Origin of the sequence: Paraburkholderia sp. GAS33, assembly GCF_050436645.1 — a bacterium.
GTDB lineage: Bacteria > Pseudomonadota > Gammaproteobacteria > Burkholderiales > Burkholderiaceae > Paraburkholderia > Paraburkholderia phenazinium_B.
This window is the reverse complement of record NZ_JBNDMP010000005.1, coordinates 605,016-621,711: the sequence shown is the minus strand read 5'-3', so window position 1 is coordinate 621,711 and position 16,696 is coordinate 605,016. Positions and strand designations below refer to the sequence as shown.

The 16,696-nt window shown below is 62.6% G+C and carries 14 protein-coding genes; 7 read left to right on the top strand and 7 right to left on the bottom strand.

Annotation, left to right across the window (positions count from 1 at the left end):
* Nucleotides 1–113 precede the first annotated feature (113 nt).
* The 6 genes from P3T24_RS19380 to P3T24_RS19355 all read right to left on the bottom strand — a co-directional run bounded on the left by P3T24_RS19380 (nucleotide 114) and on the right by P3T24_RS19355 (nucleotide 8,144).
* The gene (locus tag P3T24_RS19380) at nucleotides 114–3,233 is read right to left on the bottom strand and encodes an ATP-binding protein (RefSeq protein WP_429436911.1); all 3,120 of its coding nucleotides are present in this window, start codon (nucleotides 3,231–3,233) and stop codon (nucleotides 114–116) included.
* Between the two features lie 34 nt (nucleotides 3,234–3,267).
* A complete protein-coding gene (gene aqpZ / locus P3T24_RS19375; RefSeq protein WP_429436908.1) occupies nucleotides 3,268–4,011 on the bottom strand; it encodes an aquaporin Z in 744 nt (247 codons plus the stop codon).
* Nucleotides 4,012–4,254: 243 nt separating this feature from the next.
* Entirely contained in the window at nucleotides 4,255–4,899 is a 645-nt protein-coding gene (locus P3T24_RS19370; RefSeq protein ID WP_074263341.1) for a response regulator transcription factor, read from the bottom strand.
* A gap of 110 nt (nucleotides 4,900–5,009) precedes the next feature.
* Nucleotides 5,010–5,702: a response regulator gene (locus P3T24_RS19365; protein ID WP_429436905.1), complete on the bottom strand. Its 693-nt coding sequence runs from the start codon at nucleotides 5,700–5,702 to the stop codon at nucleotides 5,010–5,012.
* Between the two features lie 163 nt (nucleotides 5,703–5,865).
* Nucleotides 5,866–6,516: a response regulator gene (locus P3T24_RS19360; RefSeq protein WP_429436903.1), complete on the bottom strand. Its 651-nt coding sequence runs from the start codon at nucleotides 6,514–6,516 to the stop codon at nucleotides 5,866–5,868.
* A 290-nt stretch (nucleotides 6,517–6,806) separates the two neighbouring features.
* Nucleotides 6,807–8,144: an MFS transporter gene (locus P3T24_RS19355; protein ID WP_429436901.1), complete on the bottom strand. Its 1,338-nt coding sequence runs from the start codon at nucleotides 8,142–8,144 to the stop codon at nucleotides 6,807–6,809.
* A 97-nt stretch (nucleotides 8,145–8,241) separates the two neighbouring features.
* On the opposite strand from P3T24_RS19355, the gene P3T24_RS19350 reads away from it, so the two are divergent.
* The 7 genes from P3T24_RS19350 to P3T24_RS19320 all read left to right on the top strand — a co-directional run bounded on the left by P3T24_RS19350 (nucleotide 8,242) and on the right by P3T24_RS19320 (nucleotide 14,812).
* The gene (locus P3T24_RS19350) at nucleotides 8,242–9,132 is read left to right on the top strand and encodes a LysR family transcriptional regulator (protein WP_429436898.1); all 891 of its coding nucleotides are present in this window, start codon (nucleotides 8,242–8,244) and stop codon (nucleotides 9,130–9,132) included.
* 342 nt (nucleotides 9,133–9,474) lie between these two features.
* Nucleotides 9,475–10,191, top strand: coding sequence for a c-type cytochrome (locus P3T24_RS19345; protein WP_429436896.1), 717 nt, complete (start codon nucleotides 9,475–9,477; stop codon nucleotides 10,189–10,191).
* Entirely contained in the window at nucleotides 10,188–11,561 is a 1,374-nt protein-coding gene (locus P3T24_RS19340; RefSeq protein ID WP_429436894.1) for a c-type cytochrome, read from the top strand. The genes P3T24_RS19345 and P3T24_RS19340 overlap by 4 nt, the downstream gene beginning before the upstream one ends.
* A 72-nt stretch (nucleotides 11,562–11,633) precedes the next feature.
* The gene (locus P3T24_RS19335) at nucleotides 11,634–11,810 is read left to right on the top strand and encodes a hypothetical protein (RefSeq protein WP_429436892.1); all 177 of its coding nucleotides are present in this window, start codon (nucleotides 11,634–11,636) and stop codon (nucleotides 11,808–11,810) included.
* Nucleotides 11,811–11,812: 2 nt separating this feature from the next.
* On the top strand, nucleotides 11,813–12,391 hold the full coding sequence (locus P3T24_RS19330) for a cytochrome C oxidase subunit II (protein ID WP_429436889.1): 579 nt from the start codon (nucleotides 11,813–11,815) through the stop codon (nucleotides 12,389–12,391).
* Nucleotides 12,378–14,003, top strand: a complete 1,626-nt coding sequence (locus tag P3T24_RS19325; RefSeq protein ID WP_429436886.1) for a b(o/a)3-type cytochrome-c oxidase subunit 1 — start codon at nucleotides 12,378–12,380, stop codon at nucleotides 14,001–14,003. Before P3T24_RS19330 ends, P3T24_RS19325 begins: the two co-directional genes overlap by 14 nt.
* Nucleotides 14,000–14,812, top strand: a complete 813-nt coding sequence (locus P3T24_RS19320; protein WP_429436884.1) for a c-type cytochrome — start codon at nucleotides 14,000–14,002, stop codon at nucleotides 14,810–14,812. Before P3T24_RS19325 ends, P3T24_RS19320 begins: the two co-directional genes overlap by 4 nt.
* Before the next feature lie 97 nt (nucleotides 14,813–14,909).
* Here the strand turns inward: P3T24_RS19320 and P3T24_RS19315 are convergent, their stop codons facing one another.
* Nucleotides 14,910–16,550, bottom strand: a complete 1,641-nt coding sequence (locus P3T24_RS19315; RefSeq protein WP_074263331.1) for a methyl-accepting chemotaxis protein — start codon at nucleotides 16,548–16,550, stop codon at nucleotides 14,910–14,912.
* Nucleotides 16,551–16,696 lie beyond the last annotated feature (146 nt).

Here is a 16,696-nt window from a genome sequence, read left to right as displayed (position 1 = left end):
GCTCCGGCAACGTTATCTTGTTTGCTACGCTTGTCATCTGCCCTTTGTGGCTACGCGAGTGCGTGTAGTTGTTCGGTGAGTACATTGTGTCCATTTTGATATAACTTGCATATCTAATGTGTATCTTTCGAACTTGCACATAGACAGTCGGTGATCAGACATCCGTAGCGGGTCTGTTGCAGCGCGGCGAGTGCTTCCACGCCATCGTTCACCACGTCGCAGGCAAATCCGAGCAAGGCCAGTTGATGACGGATCAGTTCCTGATTCACCGGATGGTCTTCCGCCACAAGAATCAGCCGGCCGCTCGCGATGGCGCGTTCCCTGTCGGGAGGCACCATCGCCGTTTCCGCAGACTCCCGCGCGCGCGGTGCGGGAGTCGACAATCCCGTGAGTGAAGCGGCGCATGCTGCACCGAGCCCGCGCCAGGAGATGGGATTGATACTCACGCGCACCGCGTCGTCCAGAACGCGGTATCCGGTAGGCTTGGGCTTTTCTGTCAGATAGACGACGCGCGCACGTGAGCGCACGGCGGCGGGCACTTCCAGGTCCTCGCCGAGGAACACCAGTTCGACGTCGGTGAGCGCTGCCGGGTCGCTCAACTCTGCGGCACCCTGACTGACCCGCCGCAACTCGATACCGAGCGCCCGGCCAAAGTGCACCAGCGCCTGTGCGACACGTGCGTCGGAGACGGCGACGATTCCTCGCTTGCCGCGCAAACCACTGACCTTATAGTGCTGCGCCTCGATGGGCATCACCACGCGCACGGTCATGCGGGTGCCTACCCCGGGCGTGCTCTGCAGGTAGAGCGCGCCGCCCATCAGCGCAATGAGCTTGCGGCAGATGGTCAGACCAAGTCCTGTGCCGCCGAAGCGCCGTGTTGTCGACGATTCAGCCTGCACGAACGGTTCGAACAAGGCCGCCTGAACCTCTGGCTCGATACCGATTCCTGTATCTTCCACGCTCATCTCGAGCGTCTGGGTCTGTTGTGTCTGCTCCGCGACGGCGACGCGCACGTCAACCTCACCGGTCAGTGTGAATTTGATCGCATTGCCAAGCAGGTTGAACAGGATCTGACGCAAACGCACGCTGTCGCCGCGCAAACTGGCAGCAACTTCGGGCGCTATATCGACGCGCACCTTGAGGCCCTTTTCGTGCGCGCGTCCAGCGAGCAACCCCACAGCGTTGTCGACCAGATCGCGCATGTCGATCGGTTCCGCCTCGAGGGTCAAACGGCCGGCTTCGATCTTCGAATAGTCGAGCAGGTCGTCCAGGATCTGCAGCAACGCGCCGGCGGACTCATGGATCATGCCCAGCATTTCGCCCTGGTCGGCATTCAGTTGCGTACGTTCGAGCACTTCGACGAGGCCTAGCACGCCGTTCATCGGCGTACGGATTTCGTGGCTCATCATCGCCAGAAAATCGTCCTTGGCACGCGAGGCGGCCTCGGCGAGATCGCGGGCCCGTGCAAGTTCCTCCGAACGCGCGTGCTCCGCGCTCGCATCGACCCAGTATCCGCTCCACACCACGCTGCCCGATGCTTCACGACGCGGCACCAGTTCGGCGCGCACCCACCGCAGACCGTCGGAGCCTTCAGAGCGAAACTCCATGTGAATCGGGGTCTCGGAGCGCGCCGAGCGCTCGAGTTCAGCCAGCACGCGCGGCCGGTCTGCCGCCCACACGCGCTCGAAATCGATGTCACCGGGCTTCGCGAGCGTGTCGCTGTCACCGCCCAGCAAGTGCCGCGCATTGCCGCCGATGTAAGGAAACGAGTAGCGGCCGCGCTCGTCGCGCCGCAGTTGAAAAACCACCGCCGGCAGCGAGCGCGTCACGTCAAACAGGCGCCGCTCGTTTTCGCGGGCTAGCATCTCGGCGCGCCGGATATCGGTGATGTCGACGACCGTGCCGAGCACGCAGGAAGGCTCGCCATCCACATCCCGGCATAGGTTGGTCCAGAACAGACCGATCCGCATCTCGCCATTGCGGTCCGCAAACTCAAGCTCGAGCTGGAAACGCTCGCCATTTTTCAGCATTTCGCGCGTCGCGCTTTCCAGCTTGCGGCTATTGTCTAGTCCCCACGCCTGCACATCCCGGCTCGTCCGTCCCAGCACCGCCTCGCGCCGCAAGCCTGAACTCACCTCGTAAGCGCGATTGATCGCCATGTAGCGTCCGTCGAGATCTTTTGCGACGAGCGGATAAGGCACCATCTCCATCATCGTCTGCTGGAAGTTGAGCTGTGCCGCCAGCTCGCGCTCGGTCCGCTTGCGCAACCGCACCTCACGCTGCAGCAGCAGGTAGGCGCGCAGGGTCACCGCCAGCGCTACGCCGATGCCTATCAGCAAAGGCAGCAGACGCAGCCATGCCTGCTCGGAGGGTGTCAGCACGACACGCCGCGCGGCGTAGTCAGATGGCGGATCGAAACTCGTTCCCAACCAGCGAGCGCGGATGGCGGCCTCGTCGGCCGGATACATGGCGGCCAATGCGCGGTCCAACGCGTCGCGCAAGACGGGACGATTTCGCGCCACGGCAAAGCGCAGTTCGCTGGGCCTGCTGCTGTCCTCGAAACCGATGCGCAAGCCGCGGAACTCGTCATTCGCGAGCGTGTACTGAACCGACGGGGTGAAGCCGAAATAAGCGTCCGCATCGCCCTTTGCGACGGCCCGCAACGCCGACGCGGTGTCTGCGAAAGCCGTGATCTGGGCGTGCGGAAAACGCTCGCGCAGCAGCCGGTCCATCGCAAAGCCCTTCTCGACCGCGATCCGTGCGTTGGCGAGTTGCGTGGCATCTTGCACGGCCTTGTCGTCAACCTTGACGACGACCGACGTTGAGGCCCGGAAATAAGGTGCGGTAAAGCTGAGGCTGTGCTCGCGCTCCGCAGTGCGCGCCATGCTCATCACCAGGTCGACCTTGCCGGACGAGAGGGCCGCGAGCAGTTGCGGCATATCGGGATAGGTCTGCGTCTCGATGACGACGTCCGGTCCGACGAGCGCCCGCAAATAATCGCCGCTCAAGCCGGTAAGGCGCCCATCGTCGACTGCTTCGAAAGGCGCCCATCCGTTTGCGAGCATGCCGACGACGAGCCTGGCGGGAAACGCGCCACTCGCCGGCGCGGGAGTGTCCGTCGGCAAACTGGCCGCAAGCGTGAACGGCGCGACGAAGAGCATGACGCACACCACAGCGGCCTGCAGCAGATGCCGCAATAGTGCGCGTACAGTCCAGCGCTCTGACGCGTTCACGACAGGTAGGGATCGCTCCGCAGGGGAGCGGGAATCAAGCGACCTCACCTTGCTCTCCGCTCTGGCCGCCCCGGCTTGCGCGTGGCTTGCCCCACAGGCGCGCGTACAGAACGCCGGCGGCGATGCCCCCGGCCAGCGGCGCCGCCCAGAACAGCCAGAGTTGATCTAGCGCCCAGTCGCCGACGAACAATGCCGGCCCCGTGGAGCGAGCCGGATTGACCGACGCATTCGTGACAGGCAATGCAATCAGATAGATCAGCGCGAGGCAGGCGCCTTTGACGAGTGGCGAAACGGAGCGCGAGACGTTTCTGCGCGACATCAGCAGGTTCGTCATCACCAGAGCGAAAGACATCACCGACTCGATCACCAGAGCCGAATGAAACTGATAGTCCGCCGGGGAATGATCACCGAAGCCATTGGCGCCGAACTCGCTTGCTGCCAGCTCGAACCCCGGGCGCCCGCTCGCCACGTACGCCAGCAGCGCGGCGCCAGCGATCGCGCCGAGGATCTGGGCGGCGATGTACGGCACCAGATCGCGAATCGGGAAGCGATTGGCAACAGCCAGGCCGACCGTGACGACAGGATTGAAGTGGGCACCGGACAAGCGCTCGAGTGCGTAAGTCGCGGTAGTGAGCGCGAGCCCGAAAGCGAGTGCCACCTGGAGTACACCGTAGCCCGGTTGCGGCGCTGCTGTATTCAGAACGATGCTGCCGCATCCCACGAACACCAGCCATGCTGTGCCCGCACCTTCGACCATTAACCGTTTAACCAGGGTCATTACTTCTCCTCCCGCTCTCCGAGTTACACGGTGCGAAAGAGCGCACTTGGCGCCGGCCCGCGGCCATGCAGATTCTCTAATCAAATTTGCATGCCGAATCATCTTTTTGTGAGAGGTCATTGCAATCACTCATGAGACGCATGCCACTCGAAAGTATGGAAGAGCGACGCAGATCTACTAATCGGACGACTCCTAAATCAGCGGAACTACCCGACAATGCCTGGGGAGTTCTCTCACAGGCCCTCAGGTCAATCCAATCTGGTGTGCGTATTGGATCAGGGCCGTATCGGACTCGAGCCCAAGCTTGCGCATCGCACTGCGCTTTTGCGTGCTAATGGTCTTGCCGCTGCGCTCGAACCGCAGCGCGATCTCGCTGATAGGCATGCCTTCTATATAGAGTCGCAAGACCTCCCATTCCCGCGCACTCAGAATACCGGCACGCGGGTGTGGGAAAGCTCCCGCCTGGCTGAAGACGGCTTTCACGCTAGCTGATAGAAAGTTACGTCCTGCGACTGCGGCGTCGATCGCTTCCGTCAGCGCATCGACGATATCGCGCTTGTCGACGATGGCCGATACACCCAGATTCAACAGACCGGCCAACGTGGGAGGATTGCAGATCATGGTCAGCACCACGACGCGCGGATGCGGCGCGTACCGCAAGATGCGCCGCAGAATCGGCGTGGCGTTGTTGAGACCGTCGATATCCGGCATGCCGATGTCGGACACCACGACATCACAGGGGCACGTGTCGACCAGTTCAGCCAGCGTTTGCGCGTCGGAAGCCTCGCCGACGATCGACAGGTGGGGCACACTTTCCAGCAGATGTCGCACGCCGGCGCGCACGCAGCAATGGTCGTCGGCCACAATGACTCGAGTAGTCGGATTCATCGTTTTGTTGTGTTGTTATCTGACGCTCCGTGCACGCAGTGCATCCCCCGGAGTGGCCAGGTATTTTTCTTACCGCCGCGCAGACTCAGCGCGCGCGACGCCGTATCGGATCAGCGCCGGCTTTTCGGGAAATCGTCTGTCAGCACACCATACTCGACGGAGAACTTGAATAACTCGGAGTCGGTGCGTAGCGCGAGTTTGCGCATGGCGGTACATTTCTGCGCGCTGATCGTCTTGACGCTGCGGCCAAGACGCGTGGCGATTTCCGTCACGCCTATGCCCGATGCGTATTGCTTGAGCACCTCCAGTTCCCGCGGCGACAGGAGTTCGCGCACGAAGTTCAGACGCCGCTCCACGGTCGCTTCGGCGATCAGCGCGCGCACCGCTGGCCCCACATAACGCTCGTGAGCAAGCGCACTGACAATCGCCACATGGATCAGATCGACCCGGTCGCGCTTGCTCATCACTGCATCGACACCCAGCGACAGCACATGCTCCAGCGCATCCGCATCCGTCTCCATGGTCAGGACCACCAGCGCCACCTTGGGGTGGAGCTTGCGAAACCGCCTGATGGTGCCGAAGCCATCTCCTCCGACGCTGCCCGGCATGTACAGGTCCATCACGGCGAGATCGCATTCCAGGCGATCGGCCTCGCTAAACAGCTCAGCTGTGTCGGATGCCCTGCCGACAACCGCTACGTTGGGAAAGCCAGACATCAGGTTCTCGACGGCCAGCAGGACAAGCGGATGATCGTCCGCGATGATGGCTCTAATGGGTGTGCTTATGTCGACGCTTGCGTTCATGGTGTCTGGCTCCCCCAGTTCTCGTTTACCAGTGCTCTCTAACGGAACAACTGGACTAGAGGCGAGCATCAAACATTTGCCAGGACACAAACATCGGATTGCTCCGAAATGCTCACCGATGGTTGCTTCTACAACCGTTTTAATTCGCAATCCGATTTAATCGTCAGACGCCACCCTTGGCTTTGACAAGCGCATACAGACCAGGATCAGTGGTGACACCGAGCTTCGTCATGGCAAAGCGTTTCTGTCGGCGGACGGAGCGAATATCGCGTCCAAGCGCGAGAGCGATTTCAGATACCGACTTGCCTTGTACGAACATTCCGATCACTTCCGACTCTCGCGTCGACAAATGACGCGTCCGTGGCGCGGCGTTCGATTCAATTCGAACTTCGCTGAACGCTTCGAGGATAGACCGGCCGATGTACGGGCGACCCGTGCTGGCGGAGCGCATCGCCGTCACCAGTTCATCCATCGGCTCGGTTTTGTTGAGTATGCTCACCGCATGATCGGATGCGGCCGAACGAAGAATGGCCGCGTTCGTCAGGTTGGTCAGCACCACCACGCCAAGCGCTGGCCAGTCATGGCGAATGCGCTGGATGAGACTCAAGCCGTCCGCCATCGCGCCGCTGGACTCGGGCATGTTCAGATCGGTGACGAGCACATCACAAGGGACGTTGCGCAGCAGGTCGATCAAGCTGGCCGGGCTCGTCGCCTCCCCGACGATCGTGATGTCGCGATGCGCAGAAACTGTGGACCGGACCCCAAGCAAAACGAACGGATGATCGTCCGCCAGGATGACACGAATGTTCACCATGATGTTCTCTCGATTGTTGTATGTGTATGCGCATCGTTCGCTTCGACAAAACGCTGTCAGGCGCGACCCTGACCTGGCTCGAGTCGGCTCGGTCCGACTCGGCACACGGCGTCGAAGCGGTGTGGAATGCGCCTCCATAAAACCATCTGATGAACACGATTTGAATCGGAGCTTTCCGAATCAATTCACATTTCGACCGCAGTTCCTAAAGCGAGGAATGCAAAACTTTATCTACAGGAGTAAAGAAACCTCTTGCGTTAAACCCGAATCTGAACCCAAACCTGAACCGCTTACGGCTCGCACCGCACCTGCGCAGACGTCGCGGCGCGAGCGCCGGCAACCACCGCACGCGGGAACACTGGCAACGCGATCAACGCACACGCACTGGCGAGTGCCCACACCAGCGGCCAGGAACCAACAGAGAGCAGCAGTGGAATGACCAACGGTGTCAGGAACAAGGTCGAAAACGCAAACGTATTGCCCATTGCGAGCGCAGTGCCGGCGCGACGCGTGCCGGCCAGTGTCGCGAGTTCGGTGAAGGCAACGCCATGCCAGGCCGAAGCGCTCACGCCACCCAGCAGGATCAGTACGGTGAGAACCGCCGCCGACGCCGCGAAATGCGCGCCGGCCACCACGGTCGCGAGCGCCAGCACCGCGAATAACCCAGCCGTTATCAGGCAGCACGCGCGCATATAGGCTCGGCGGTTGCCGCGCCGGTCGGTCCAGCCACCGCTCCAGACACGCGCGATCGCGGCGCCGGCTTGCAGGGCCGCCATCGTCGCGCTGATCAGCAACACGCCGACGTGCGTGAAGTCGTGCAGAAACACTGTGCCGAACGTGACCACCGCGATCTGCGGCATGCACAGCGTGCCAATGCCCAGTGCGACCCGCCAAACACGGGCATCGCGCAACGGGCTGATCATAGTTGCGCTCGAAGTACTCACTGCGTCCGACACCACCGCCCCGGCAACGCCAGGCCGACTGTCGGAATGTTCATGTACCGATGGCTCATGCAGCCAGTACCACGCGAACGCTGCCGTCACCGCACACAACAGCGCCAACACTCCGTACACGCTGGCGAAACCGAAGTGCGCCGCGAGCGCCGGCAACATCAACGCGCCCACACCGCCGCCTGCGGGCACGGCGGTCTGCCGGATGCTCATGGCCAGTCCGCGCTCGCCGTCACGGAACCATGCCATCACCGCACGGCCACTCGAACCATTGACACTCCCGCCCAACAACCCGACCAGCAGCAGGCTGGGCGCCAGCATCGTGAGACCCGGCACGTGTGCGCCGCCTGGCACGACGAACAACGCCATGCCTGCCAGCGCGACCGCCGTCGCTCCCAGGCCGAGCAACAGAACCTTCCGGTCACCCCAACGGTCGGTCAGGAGCCCCCACGGCAGCTCGCTGAGCGCAATGCCAAGCCCAAGCATGCCGAGTACCAGTCCCAAACCGCTATTGCCGATGTGGTAGCCCGAGCGCAGAAACACCGCAGTCGTCGGGATCCCGGAAAACGCGGCCGAAAAGCTCGCATTGGCGGCAAAGCCCACCCCCAGCACCTTCCACCTGTGATTTGCGCCGCGTGCGCGGGACGCCTGTGCCGCAACCAAGGAGCCGCTTCCCATGATGCCTCCCGCAAAGAAGAATTGCGGCCATCGTACGACTGGACGAACCATCGGAAAAGCCGGAAAATCGGATCACTTCCATCGGAGAATCCGAATCATGAACTGGCGTGGTTTCGATTTGGGCCAACTGCGAACTTTCGTCGCCGTGGCTGAGGCCGGCAGCGTGTCGGCGGGTTCAGAGCGGGTGTTCCTGTCGCAGTCGTCGGTGAGCGAGCAGTTGAAGAAACTGGAGGAGCGCGTGGGCCAACCGCTGTTCGTGCGCAGCAAGCAGGGCGTCGCCGCGACCCAGGCCGGCGCGCGGCTGCTCGATCATGCGCGCCGCATTCTCGCCATGAGCGAAGCTGCGTTCGACGACCTGCAAGGTCACTCGCTCGACGGCGAGCTGCGCATCGCCATCACCGACTACTACCGCCCGCACGACATCGCCCGTATTCTGAAAACGTTCTCGGAGCAATATCCGCGGTTGAAACTGCACGTCACCGTATTGCCAAGCGCGGTGATCGACGAGCGCGCCGGAGACGACGCGACATTCGACATCGGCCTGTCGTTGCGTCTCGTGACACCGGCTAACCGGCGCGGCGCGGCAGGCGGCGGCCGCCCGCAAGGTGTCGTCGTGCGGCGCGAGAAACTGCTGTGGGCCGTCGCAGCCGATGCGGATCCGCGCGTGAGCCAACCGTTCCCGCTGGTACTGCTACCGTCCACGTGTCAGTTGCAACGCTTTGTCGTCAAACTGCTCGACGATCTCAACGTCGCCTACCTGATCTCCCATTCGGCGTCGGGCGTCGCGGGTCTGCAACTGGCATTGAAAGCCGGACTCGGGATTGGATGTCTGAACGAATCGTCGATCGGCCCTGGGGTTGTCGCGTGTGCGCCGAGCGTGGGCCTGCCGGCGCTCCCCGCGGTCGAATTTCACCTCCTGCCGGGACGTACGGGAGAAAGCGAACGCGTCAGCAGCGCGCGCGCCGCTTTGGTGCGGCTGTTTAGTTGAGGCACCAGACCCACGCACTGCCTCATTGGGGTCGCCTCGCAGCAACAGAAAAAGCGACGTTGAAAGCGCCAAGGATGCCGCCTATGATTAATCAGCTTTTATATGAGTTACCTGTCCGCAAGCGCTGACGGTAGCTGCAGACGATCCAACAGGTAATCAAACGGGATTTCGAAAAAGTAAATGCGCAGCCCCGTTGTTTCGCACTCCGCATAAACTCACCTCAATTCGTTCCGATTCACAGTTTCGCTGTCGCGGTCTAGAGCAGGTTTGAAGGGCTGTCATGCATCGGCTTGTTGCATGCATGAAAACCAGACGTCAACAACACGTCCCCCGAGGCTTGGCGTGCATCGAAGAACTATCGAATCGTCGATTCTGTTTGTGGCTTTCACCACGTGGGCCTGTACGACGCTCGCCGCCACTGACGCGGACGCCCCCATGCCATCGGCAATGGACCAGCGGGTGCGCGCCTGCACCTCCTGCCACGGTGTGCAGGGACAGGGGCGCGACAACGACTACTTCCCGCGCATCGCAGGCAAGCCTGCCGACTATCTGTTCAATCAGTTGATCGCGTTTCGCGACGGCGGGCGGACCTATCCGCCAATGGGTTATCTGATCGCCTTCCTGCCCGACGACTACCTGCACAAGATCAGCGAGTACTTCGCCAACCTGCAGCCGCCCTACCCGAATGCCGACACCGGCAACATCTCGCCTGCGGTACTGCAGTACGGCGAGCGGCTAGTCACGCACGGCGACCCGGCCCGCAAACTGCCAGCATGCGCGGCCTGCCACGGCGCGAGGCTGACTGGCGCGCAACCCGGCATCCCGGGACTGCTCGGTCTGCACGCGAGCTATATCGCCGGACAGATGGGGACCTGGCGCTCCGGTACGCGCCATGCGGTCGCGCCCGATTGCATGCACGCGATCGCCGTCAAGCTGACCGACAAGGACATCACCGCGGTGTCGAGTTGGCTTGCCCGTCAGCCGAGGCCAGACGATCCACGGCCGGCCTCATCGAGCGACGGCACGCTGCCGTTGGCCTGCGGGAGTCAGCCGCAATGAAGCCGATCTCCGCACATATCGCACGGGTTCCAGGGACGAGTCGCCGAGCGTCTGCGCGTCTCGCCGTCGTCGGCGCCATCGCCGTTGTCTTCGCACTGAGCGCCCCGCATTCGTCGTTGATGCGCAACGCGTCCGCTGCCACAAGTACTACCGCAACGAGCGCCACGCCAGCAACCGCAGCAATCGCCGCCAACACAGGCGCCGATACCCGCCCCGACATCGTCAAACGTGGCGAGTACCTCGCGCGCGCCGGCGATTGCATCGCCTGCCATACCGCGCCGCGCGGCAAGATGTTCGGCGGCGGACTCGCGATGGAAACGCCGTTCGGCACGCTCTACTCACCGAACATCAGCCCCGACGCGCAGTACGGCATCGGCGCATGGAGTCCGGACGCGTTCTTCCACATGATGCGCACGGGCATCACACCGGACGGCAAGCTGCTCTACCCCGCCATGCCGATCGCGCAATACACCAAGGTCACGCGTGAGGACTCCGATGCGATCTTCGCCTATCTGCAATCGGTTCCGCCGGTGCGTGAGCCAAGCCATCCGCAGTCGCTGAAATTCCCCTTCAACCAGCGCAAGCTGCTGCTCGGCTGGCGCACGCTGTATTTTCGCGAAGGCGAGTACAAGCCGGATCCGACCCACTCGGTGGAATGGAACCGCGGCGCGTATCTGGTCGAAGGACTCGGCCATTGCACGCTGTGCCACACGAAGATCAACCTGCTCGGCGGTTCGTCTCAGCGCGACCAGTTTGCCGGTGGCCTGATTCCCGTGCAGAACTGGTACGCACCGTCGCTCACGTCCGACAAGGACGGCGGTCTCGGCGACTGGAGCGTGAAGGACATCGTCGATCTGCTGCAGGCCGGCATCTCCGATCGCGGCGCGGTCTATGGTCCGATGGCCGAGGTGACCTATCACAGCCTGCAGTACATGACCGACGACGACATCAGGGCGATGGCGGCGTATCTGAAGACGTTGCCCGATAACGACCGTGGTCGCAAATCCGGGCCACCGGCGCACACCAACACCAAAACGTTCGAACTCGGCGGCCAGATCTACATGGATAAGTGCGCGCTCTGTCACGGCCACAACGGCGAGGGCCAGCTGCAACATTACCCGCCGCTCGCGAGCAACCAGTCGATTGAAATGAATTCGGCCGTCAACCCGATTCGCATCGTGCTGAACGGCGGCTTTCCGCCAGGCACGCAACGCAATCCCGAGCCGTACGGCATGCCGCCGTTCGGCCAGGAGTTGAGCGATACGGACGCCGCCGCTGTCGTCACCTACATTCGCACTGCGTGGGGCAATCATGGCTCGCCCGTGACGGAGCGCGAGGTCAACGAACTGCGCAAGGCACCACTGCATTGAGCCGCGAGGCACACCCGCCGCGCGAGCGCATGAACTGATCTAAACAAACGTTGCCCGAAGGAGATCCTTCAGATGGACGTCAACGAGAATCCGAGCGCAGCGCCACCCTCCGATGAAGAAATCGAACGCGTGGTGGCGGCCGGACCGCACGGCGCGATCGCCGTGGCCGGGGTCGCCACGCTGATCGTGATGGCGATCTGGGTCGGCTTCTATCTCTTCGTCTTCCTGCCGCGTGGAGTCGTTCACTGATCATGGCGACGCCCACTCCTTCTCCTGACCATCCAGGTGGCGCCCATGCCGTCGCCCTGCGCGCCGAGCGGCGCTGGGCGATTTTCGCGTCGGCGCTGATCCTGTTGATGCTGGTGATCATCGTGTTTTCCGGCCTGCATTGGGCCATGATGCCGCCCTCGCGCGTCGAGACCGTGGACCCGACGCGCCTGCAGTTAAGCGGCGAATTCGTCGACGACAATCTCGGCTCCGCAGTCGAAGCCGACGGCTCGGTCGTGGTGCGCTTCATTGCCCAGCAGTACTCATTTACGCCGCAGTGCCTGCTGGTGCCGGCCGGTACACCGGTCACCTTCCGCACCACCAGCGCGGATGTCGTGCACGGCCTGCTCGTCACGGACACGAACATCAACACGATGGTCGTGCCGGGCTACATCTCGACGCTGGAAACCAGCTTCGCACACCCAGGCGATCATCTGATGCCGTGCCACGAATTCTGCGGCTTCGGCCATCAAACGATGTGGGCGCACGTGAAGGTGATCGACAAGGACACCTTCTTCGCACGGGCAAAGCAATCAAGGAGGCTGAGCTGTGTTTCTCGCTAAGCGACTCGTTCTCGCGCACTTCTGGCTCGCCTTCATCGCGTTTCTGATCGCGCTCTTTCTCGGCTCGTGGCAGATGCTGGTCAGGAGTCCGCTGCTGCCGTGGGTCGGCAACCCTGAGTTGTACTACCGCTCGGTCACCGCGCACGGCACGGTGATGGCGTATGTATTGCCGACTCTCGTAGCGATGGGTTTCGGTTATGCGATCGTCGAGCTCGCATTGCGCCAGCCGCTGGTAGGACTCAAATGGGCGTGGGCCGCGTTCTTTGTGCTGGCGGTGGGAGCAGTGGTCGCCATGGTGCCGGTGTCGCTGGGGCAGGCGTCGGTGCTGTTCACCTTCTACCCACCCATGATAGGCAGTCCGCTCTATTACATCGGCGTGGTGCTGGTGGTGGTGGGCTCATGGATCTGGGTCGCGCTGATGCATGTGAACCTGCGCGTCTGGAAGCGCGCCAATCCCGTCAAGCCGGTGCCGCTGGCGATGTTCGCGAACGTGGCAGGCGCGTATCTGTGGGCATGGACAGCGATCGGCGCCGCGCTTGAAATCCTGCTGCAGATTCTGCCGGTCGCATTCGGCTGGAAGACCACCATCGACGCCGGTCTCTCCCGCGTCCTGTTCTCGTGGACGCTGCATGCGATCGTCTACTTCTGGCTGATCCCCGCCTATATCGCGTACTACACGATGGTGCCTGGCGCGATCGGCGGACGGCTCTACAGCGATTCGATGGCGCGCGTCTCGTTCATCCTGTTCCTGATCTTCGCGATGCCGATCGGCATTCACCATCTGTTCGCCGATCCGCAGGTCGGTGCAGGCTTCAAATTCCTGCACGCGGTGTTCACCGGGATGGTGTCTGTACCGACCTTGCTCACCGTGTTCACGATCTGCGCGTCGGTTGAGATCGCCGGCCGCCTGCGCGGCGGCAAGGGCGCGTTCGGCTGGCTGACCGCGCTGCCGTGGCGCAATCCAATGATGCTGGTGCTCGCGTTCTCGTTCGTCATGCTGGGGCTAGGCGGTGCGGGTGGCCTCATCAACATGAGCTACCAGTTGAATTCGACGATCCACAACACGCAATGGGTCACCGGTCACTTCCATCTGATCTTCGGCGGCGCCATCGTCATCATGTACTTCGCGATTGCTTACGAGTTGTGGCCGCAGCTCACCGGACGCGCACTGTGCTCATTGAGTCTCGTGCGTGCCCAACTATGGCTGTGGTTCATCGGCATGATGGTCGTGACGCTGCCGTGGCACTACGTCGGCCTGCTCGGCGCGCCGCGACGCATGGCCTACTACGACTACAACGCGCCAGGTCTCGAGCAGCAGGCGGTGTGGGTGGCGATGTCGGCGATCGGCGGTTTCGTACTGGTGATCTCCGGCGTGCTGTTCATCTACATCCTTGCGAAATCGCAGTTCGGACCCCTCACACAGCCCAAGGAATTTCGCTTTAGCCTCGCCATTCATCCGGTCGATCACGTGCCCGCCGCACTGAACAGCTTCGGCCTATGGGTTTCGTTGATGATCGCGCTGACAATCGTCAACTACAGCGTGCCGGTCTTCCAGTTACTGCGGCTGCAACAGACTTCCGTGCCGGCGGTCGTCGTCGGAGCGCAGCGATGAATCACGAACGCGTCTTCAGCTTGCGCAATCCATGGTTCGTGACGAGCGTAGGCGGAACGCTCGTGCTTGCAGTGATTTCGATCCTGATCGGCTTTATCTGGCTGCCGTCAGCCAACAGCGATTTCACCGGACACGGCTTGTGGGCGACCATCTGCAGCGCGGCAGGCGCACCGTCGAGCTGGTACGGTGGCGGAGCGAACATCGCGGGGCCCGCGCCAAGCGACGTGGTGGTGTTGCCGCCGGTGCGCTATGCCAATCCAGATGCGGTTTCGATTGGACGCGGTGCGACGCTCGCCACGCAGAACTGCTCGATGTGCCACGGCGTGCTCGGCACCGTACAGGTGACGGCTCCTGCGTTGGCCGGCCAATACGCCGATGTGATCTACAAGGAGTTGCGCGACTATCAGAACGGACTGCGCGCCAACGCGATCATGCAGCCGATCATCCACAATCGCAGCGATCAGGATCTGCACGATCTGGCGGCCTATTACGCCTCGCTGCAGCGTGCCGCACCGGCAGAACCCGGCGCTACCGACACTGCTCAGGATGCCAGCGCGGTCAGGCTCGCCATGCAAGGCGACCCGATCCGCAATATCGCACCGTGCGCAGCGTGCCACGGGCAACTCGACCGCAAAGGCGCTGCGCCATGGCTAGGTGGACAATCGTCGATCTATCTGGCCGCGCAAATGCAGCGCTTTGCGAGCGGAGAACGGCATAACGACATCAACGAACAGATGCGCAACGTCGCGCGGCATCTGACGCCGGAGGAAATCGACGGGCTGGCGAAGTACTATGCAGCGCAGCCTTGACATCCCGGCGGCCGCGCGCAGTCAGCGGCACAGTTGCGCCGCTCATCACACGCTACGCCGCTACCGGTCTTTCAGTCGACGGGCAGCAGCGACCGCTCTACGCCGCGACCGGCTCGGTGCGGCCGACGCCCGTGTGCGCGCGGCCCGTTGCCGGTGACCGCACGGACGCAGCGCCGGAGCCCGATCCAGTACGGAACACCGCGACCGCAGACGTCAAACGGCGCGCCTGATCTTCCAGCGAACTGGCAGCCGCCGCAGCCTGCTCCACCAGCGCCGCGTTCTGCTGCGTGACTTCATCCATCTGTGCGACGGCGAGATTGACCTGATCGATGCCGGTGCTCTGCTCCGTCGCCGCAGCGGCAATCTCGCCCATGATCGCGCTCACGCGAGCAATCGCGCCGACGATTTCCGTCATCGTCGTACCCGAACGCTCGACCAGTTGCGCCCCCGTCTGCACGCGCGCGGTCGAGTCGTCGATCATCGTCTTGATCTCTTTGGCAGCACCGGCGCTGCGCTGCGCGAGCGAGCGCACTTCGCTCGCCACCACCGCGAAGCCGCGGCCTTGCTCGCCCGCGCGCGCCGCTTCGACCGCTGCATTGAGCGCGAGGATATTGGTCTGGAATGCAATGCCTTCGATCACTCCGACGATATCGGCGATCCGGCGCGAATCGTCCACCATGTGATTCATGGTGCCCACCACCTGCTGGGTCAACTCGCCGCCCTGCGCCGCCAGCGTCGAAGCGCCCTGCGCCAGCGAGCTCGCCTGCTTGGCATTCTCGGCGGTCTGTTTGACGGTGGAGGTCAGCTCCTCGATGCTCGCCGCGGTCTCTTCGAGCGACGCCGCCTGCTCTTCCGTACGCTGCGACAGGTCGGTGTTGCCGGCAGCGATTTCGCTGACACCGGTATCGATCGATTCGGTACCCTGACGAACGATATTGACCGTCGAGATCAGCGAATCCTGCATCTTGCGCAGGGCTGCTGCGAGCTTGCCCATTTCGTTGTCGCTGATGACTTCGATGCGGCCCGTCAGGTCGCCCTCGGCAATCCGCTGAAACTGCCCGATGGTCGCATCCACCGGGTGCACGATCGCCCGCACCAGCACGACTCGCGCAAGCCACGAAAACACCAGCGCCAGCACCATGCCCACCGCAACCGCAACGCTGATAGCAAAGAAGCGGTCCTGCGCATCCTGATAGCGCTGCGCGCCGTGGTTCAGTTGCAGTTGCTCCAGCGTGAGCATCGCCTTTTCATAGGCGTTGTAGAGCGAGGGCAGTTTGTGCGCCTGCAGTTGCTGGAAAGACGTCTTGTCGCCCGACTTGAGCGCGGCCATCGCCGGTTCGACGCCCTCGTGCAGGAAGATGTCGCGCTTGTCCTGCATGTCCTTGATGAGACGTTGCTCTTCGTCACCCGAACCGGCGCGGCTGACATAGTGAGCAAGGCGGTCGTTTGAGATCTTCAGATACTGGTCGAAGCGCTGCAGGACCGCCGACGCGCCATCCTGATCGTTCAGGTCGGAGAGCGAGGCGTAGGTAGCCAGCGCAAGGCGCAGCCGCAGCAACTGGCCGGCGCTTCCCTCGAGATCGGCAACGGCTGGCGTATCGACCGTGTACATCTGCTGCAGCGAGTCGTTACTGGCACGCAACGACAGCAGACCCGCCGCCGCCCCGATTAGCAGTACGACGCCGAAGAAGGCGACCATCAAGGTCAGGCAGGTGCGGATTGACAGCTTGTTAAGCATTTGGGCAAATCTCCATTGGGCGACCTGCCGGCGGTTAGCGAGAAGCTCCGGTCAGGCGTGCTGCGCCCAAGCCCCCTCGGCCAGGTCCGCAACTTGATTAAAATTTAAGCGAACGCCCCACAGGATGGACTACGGCCGTTTTGCCG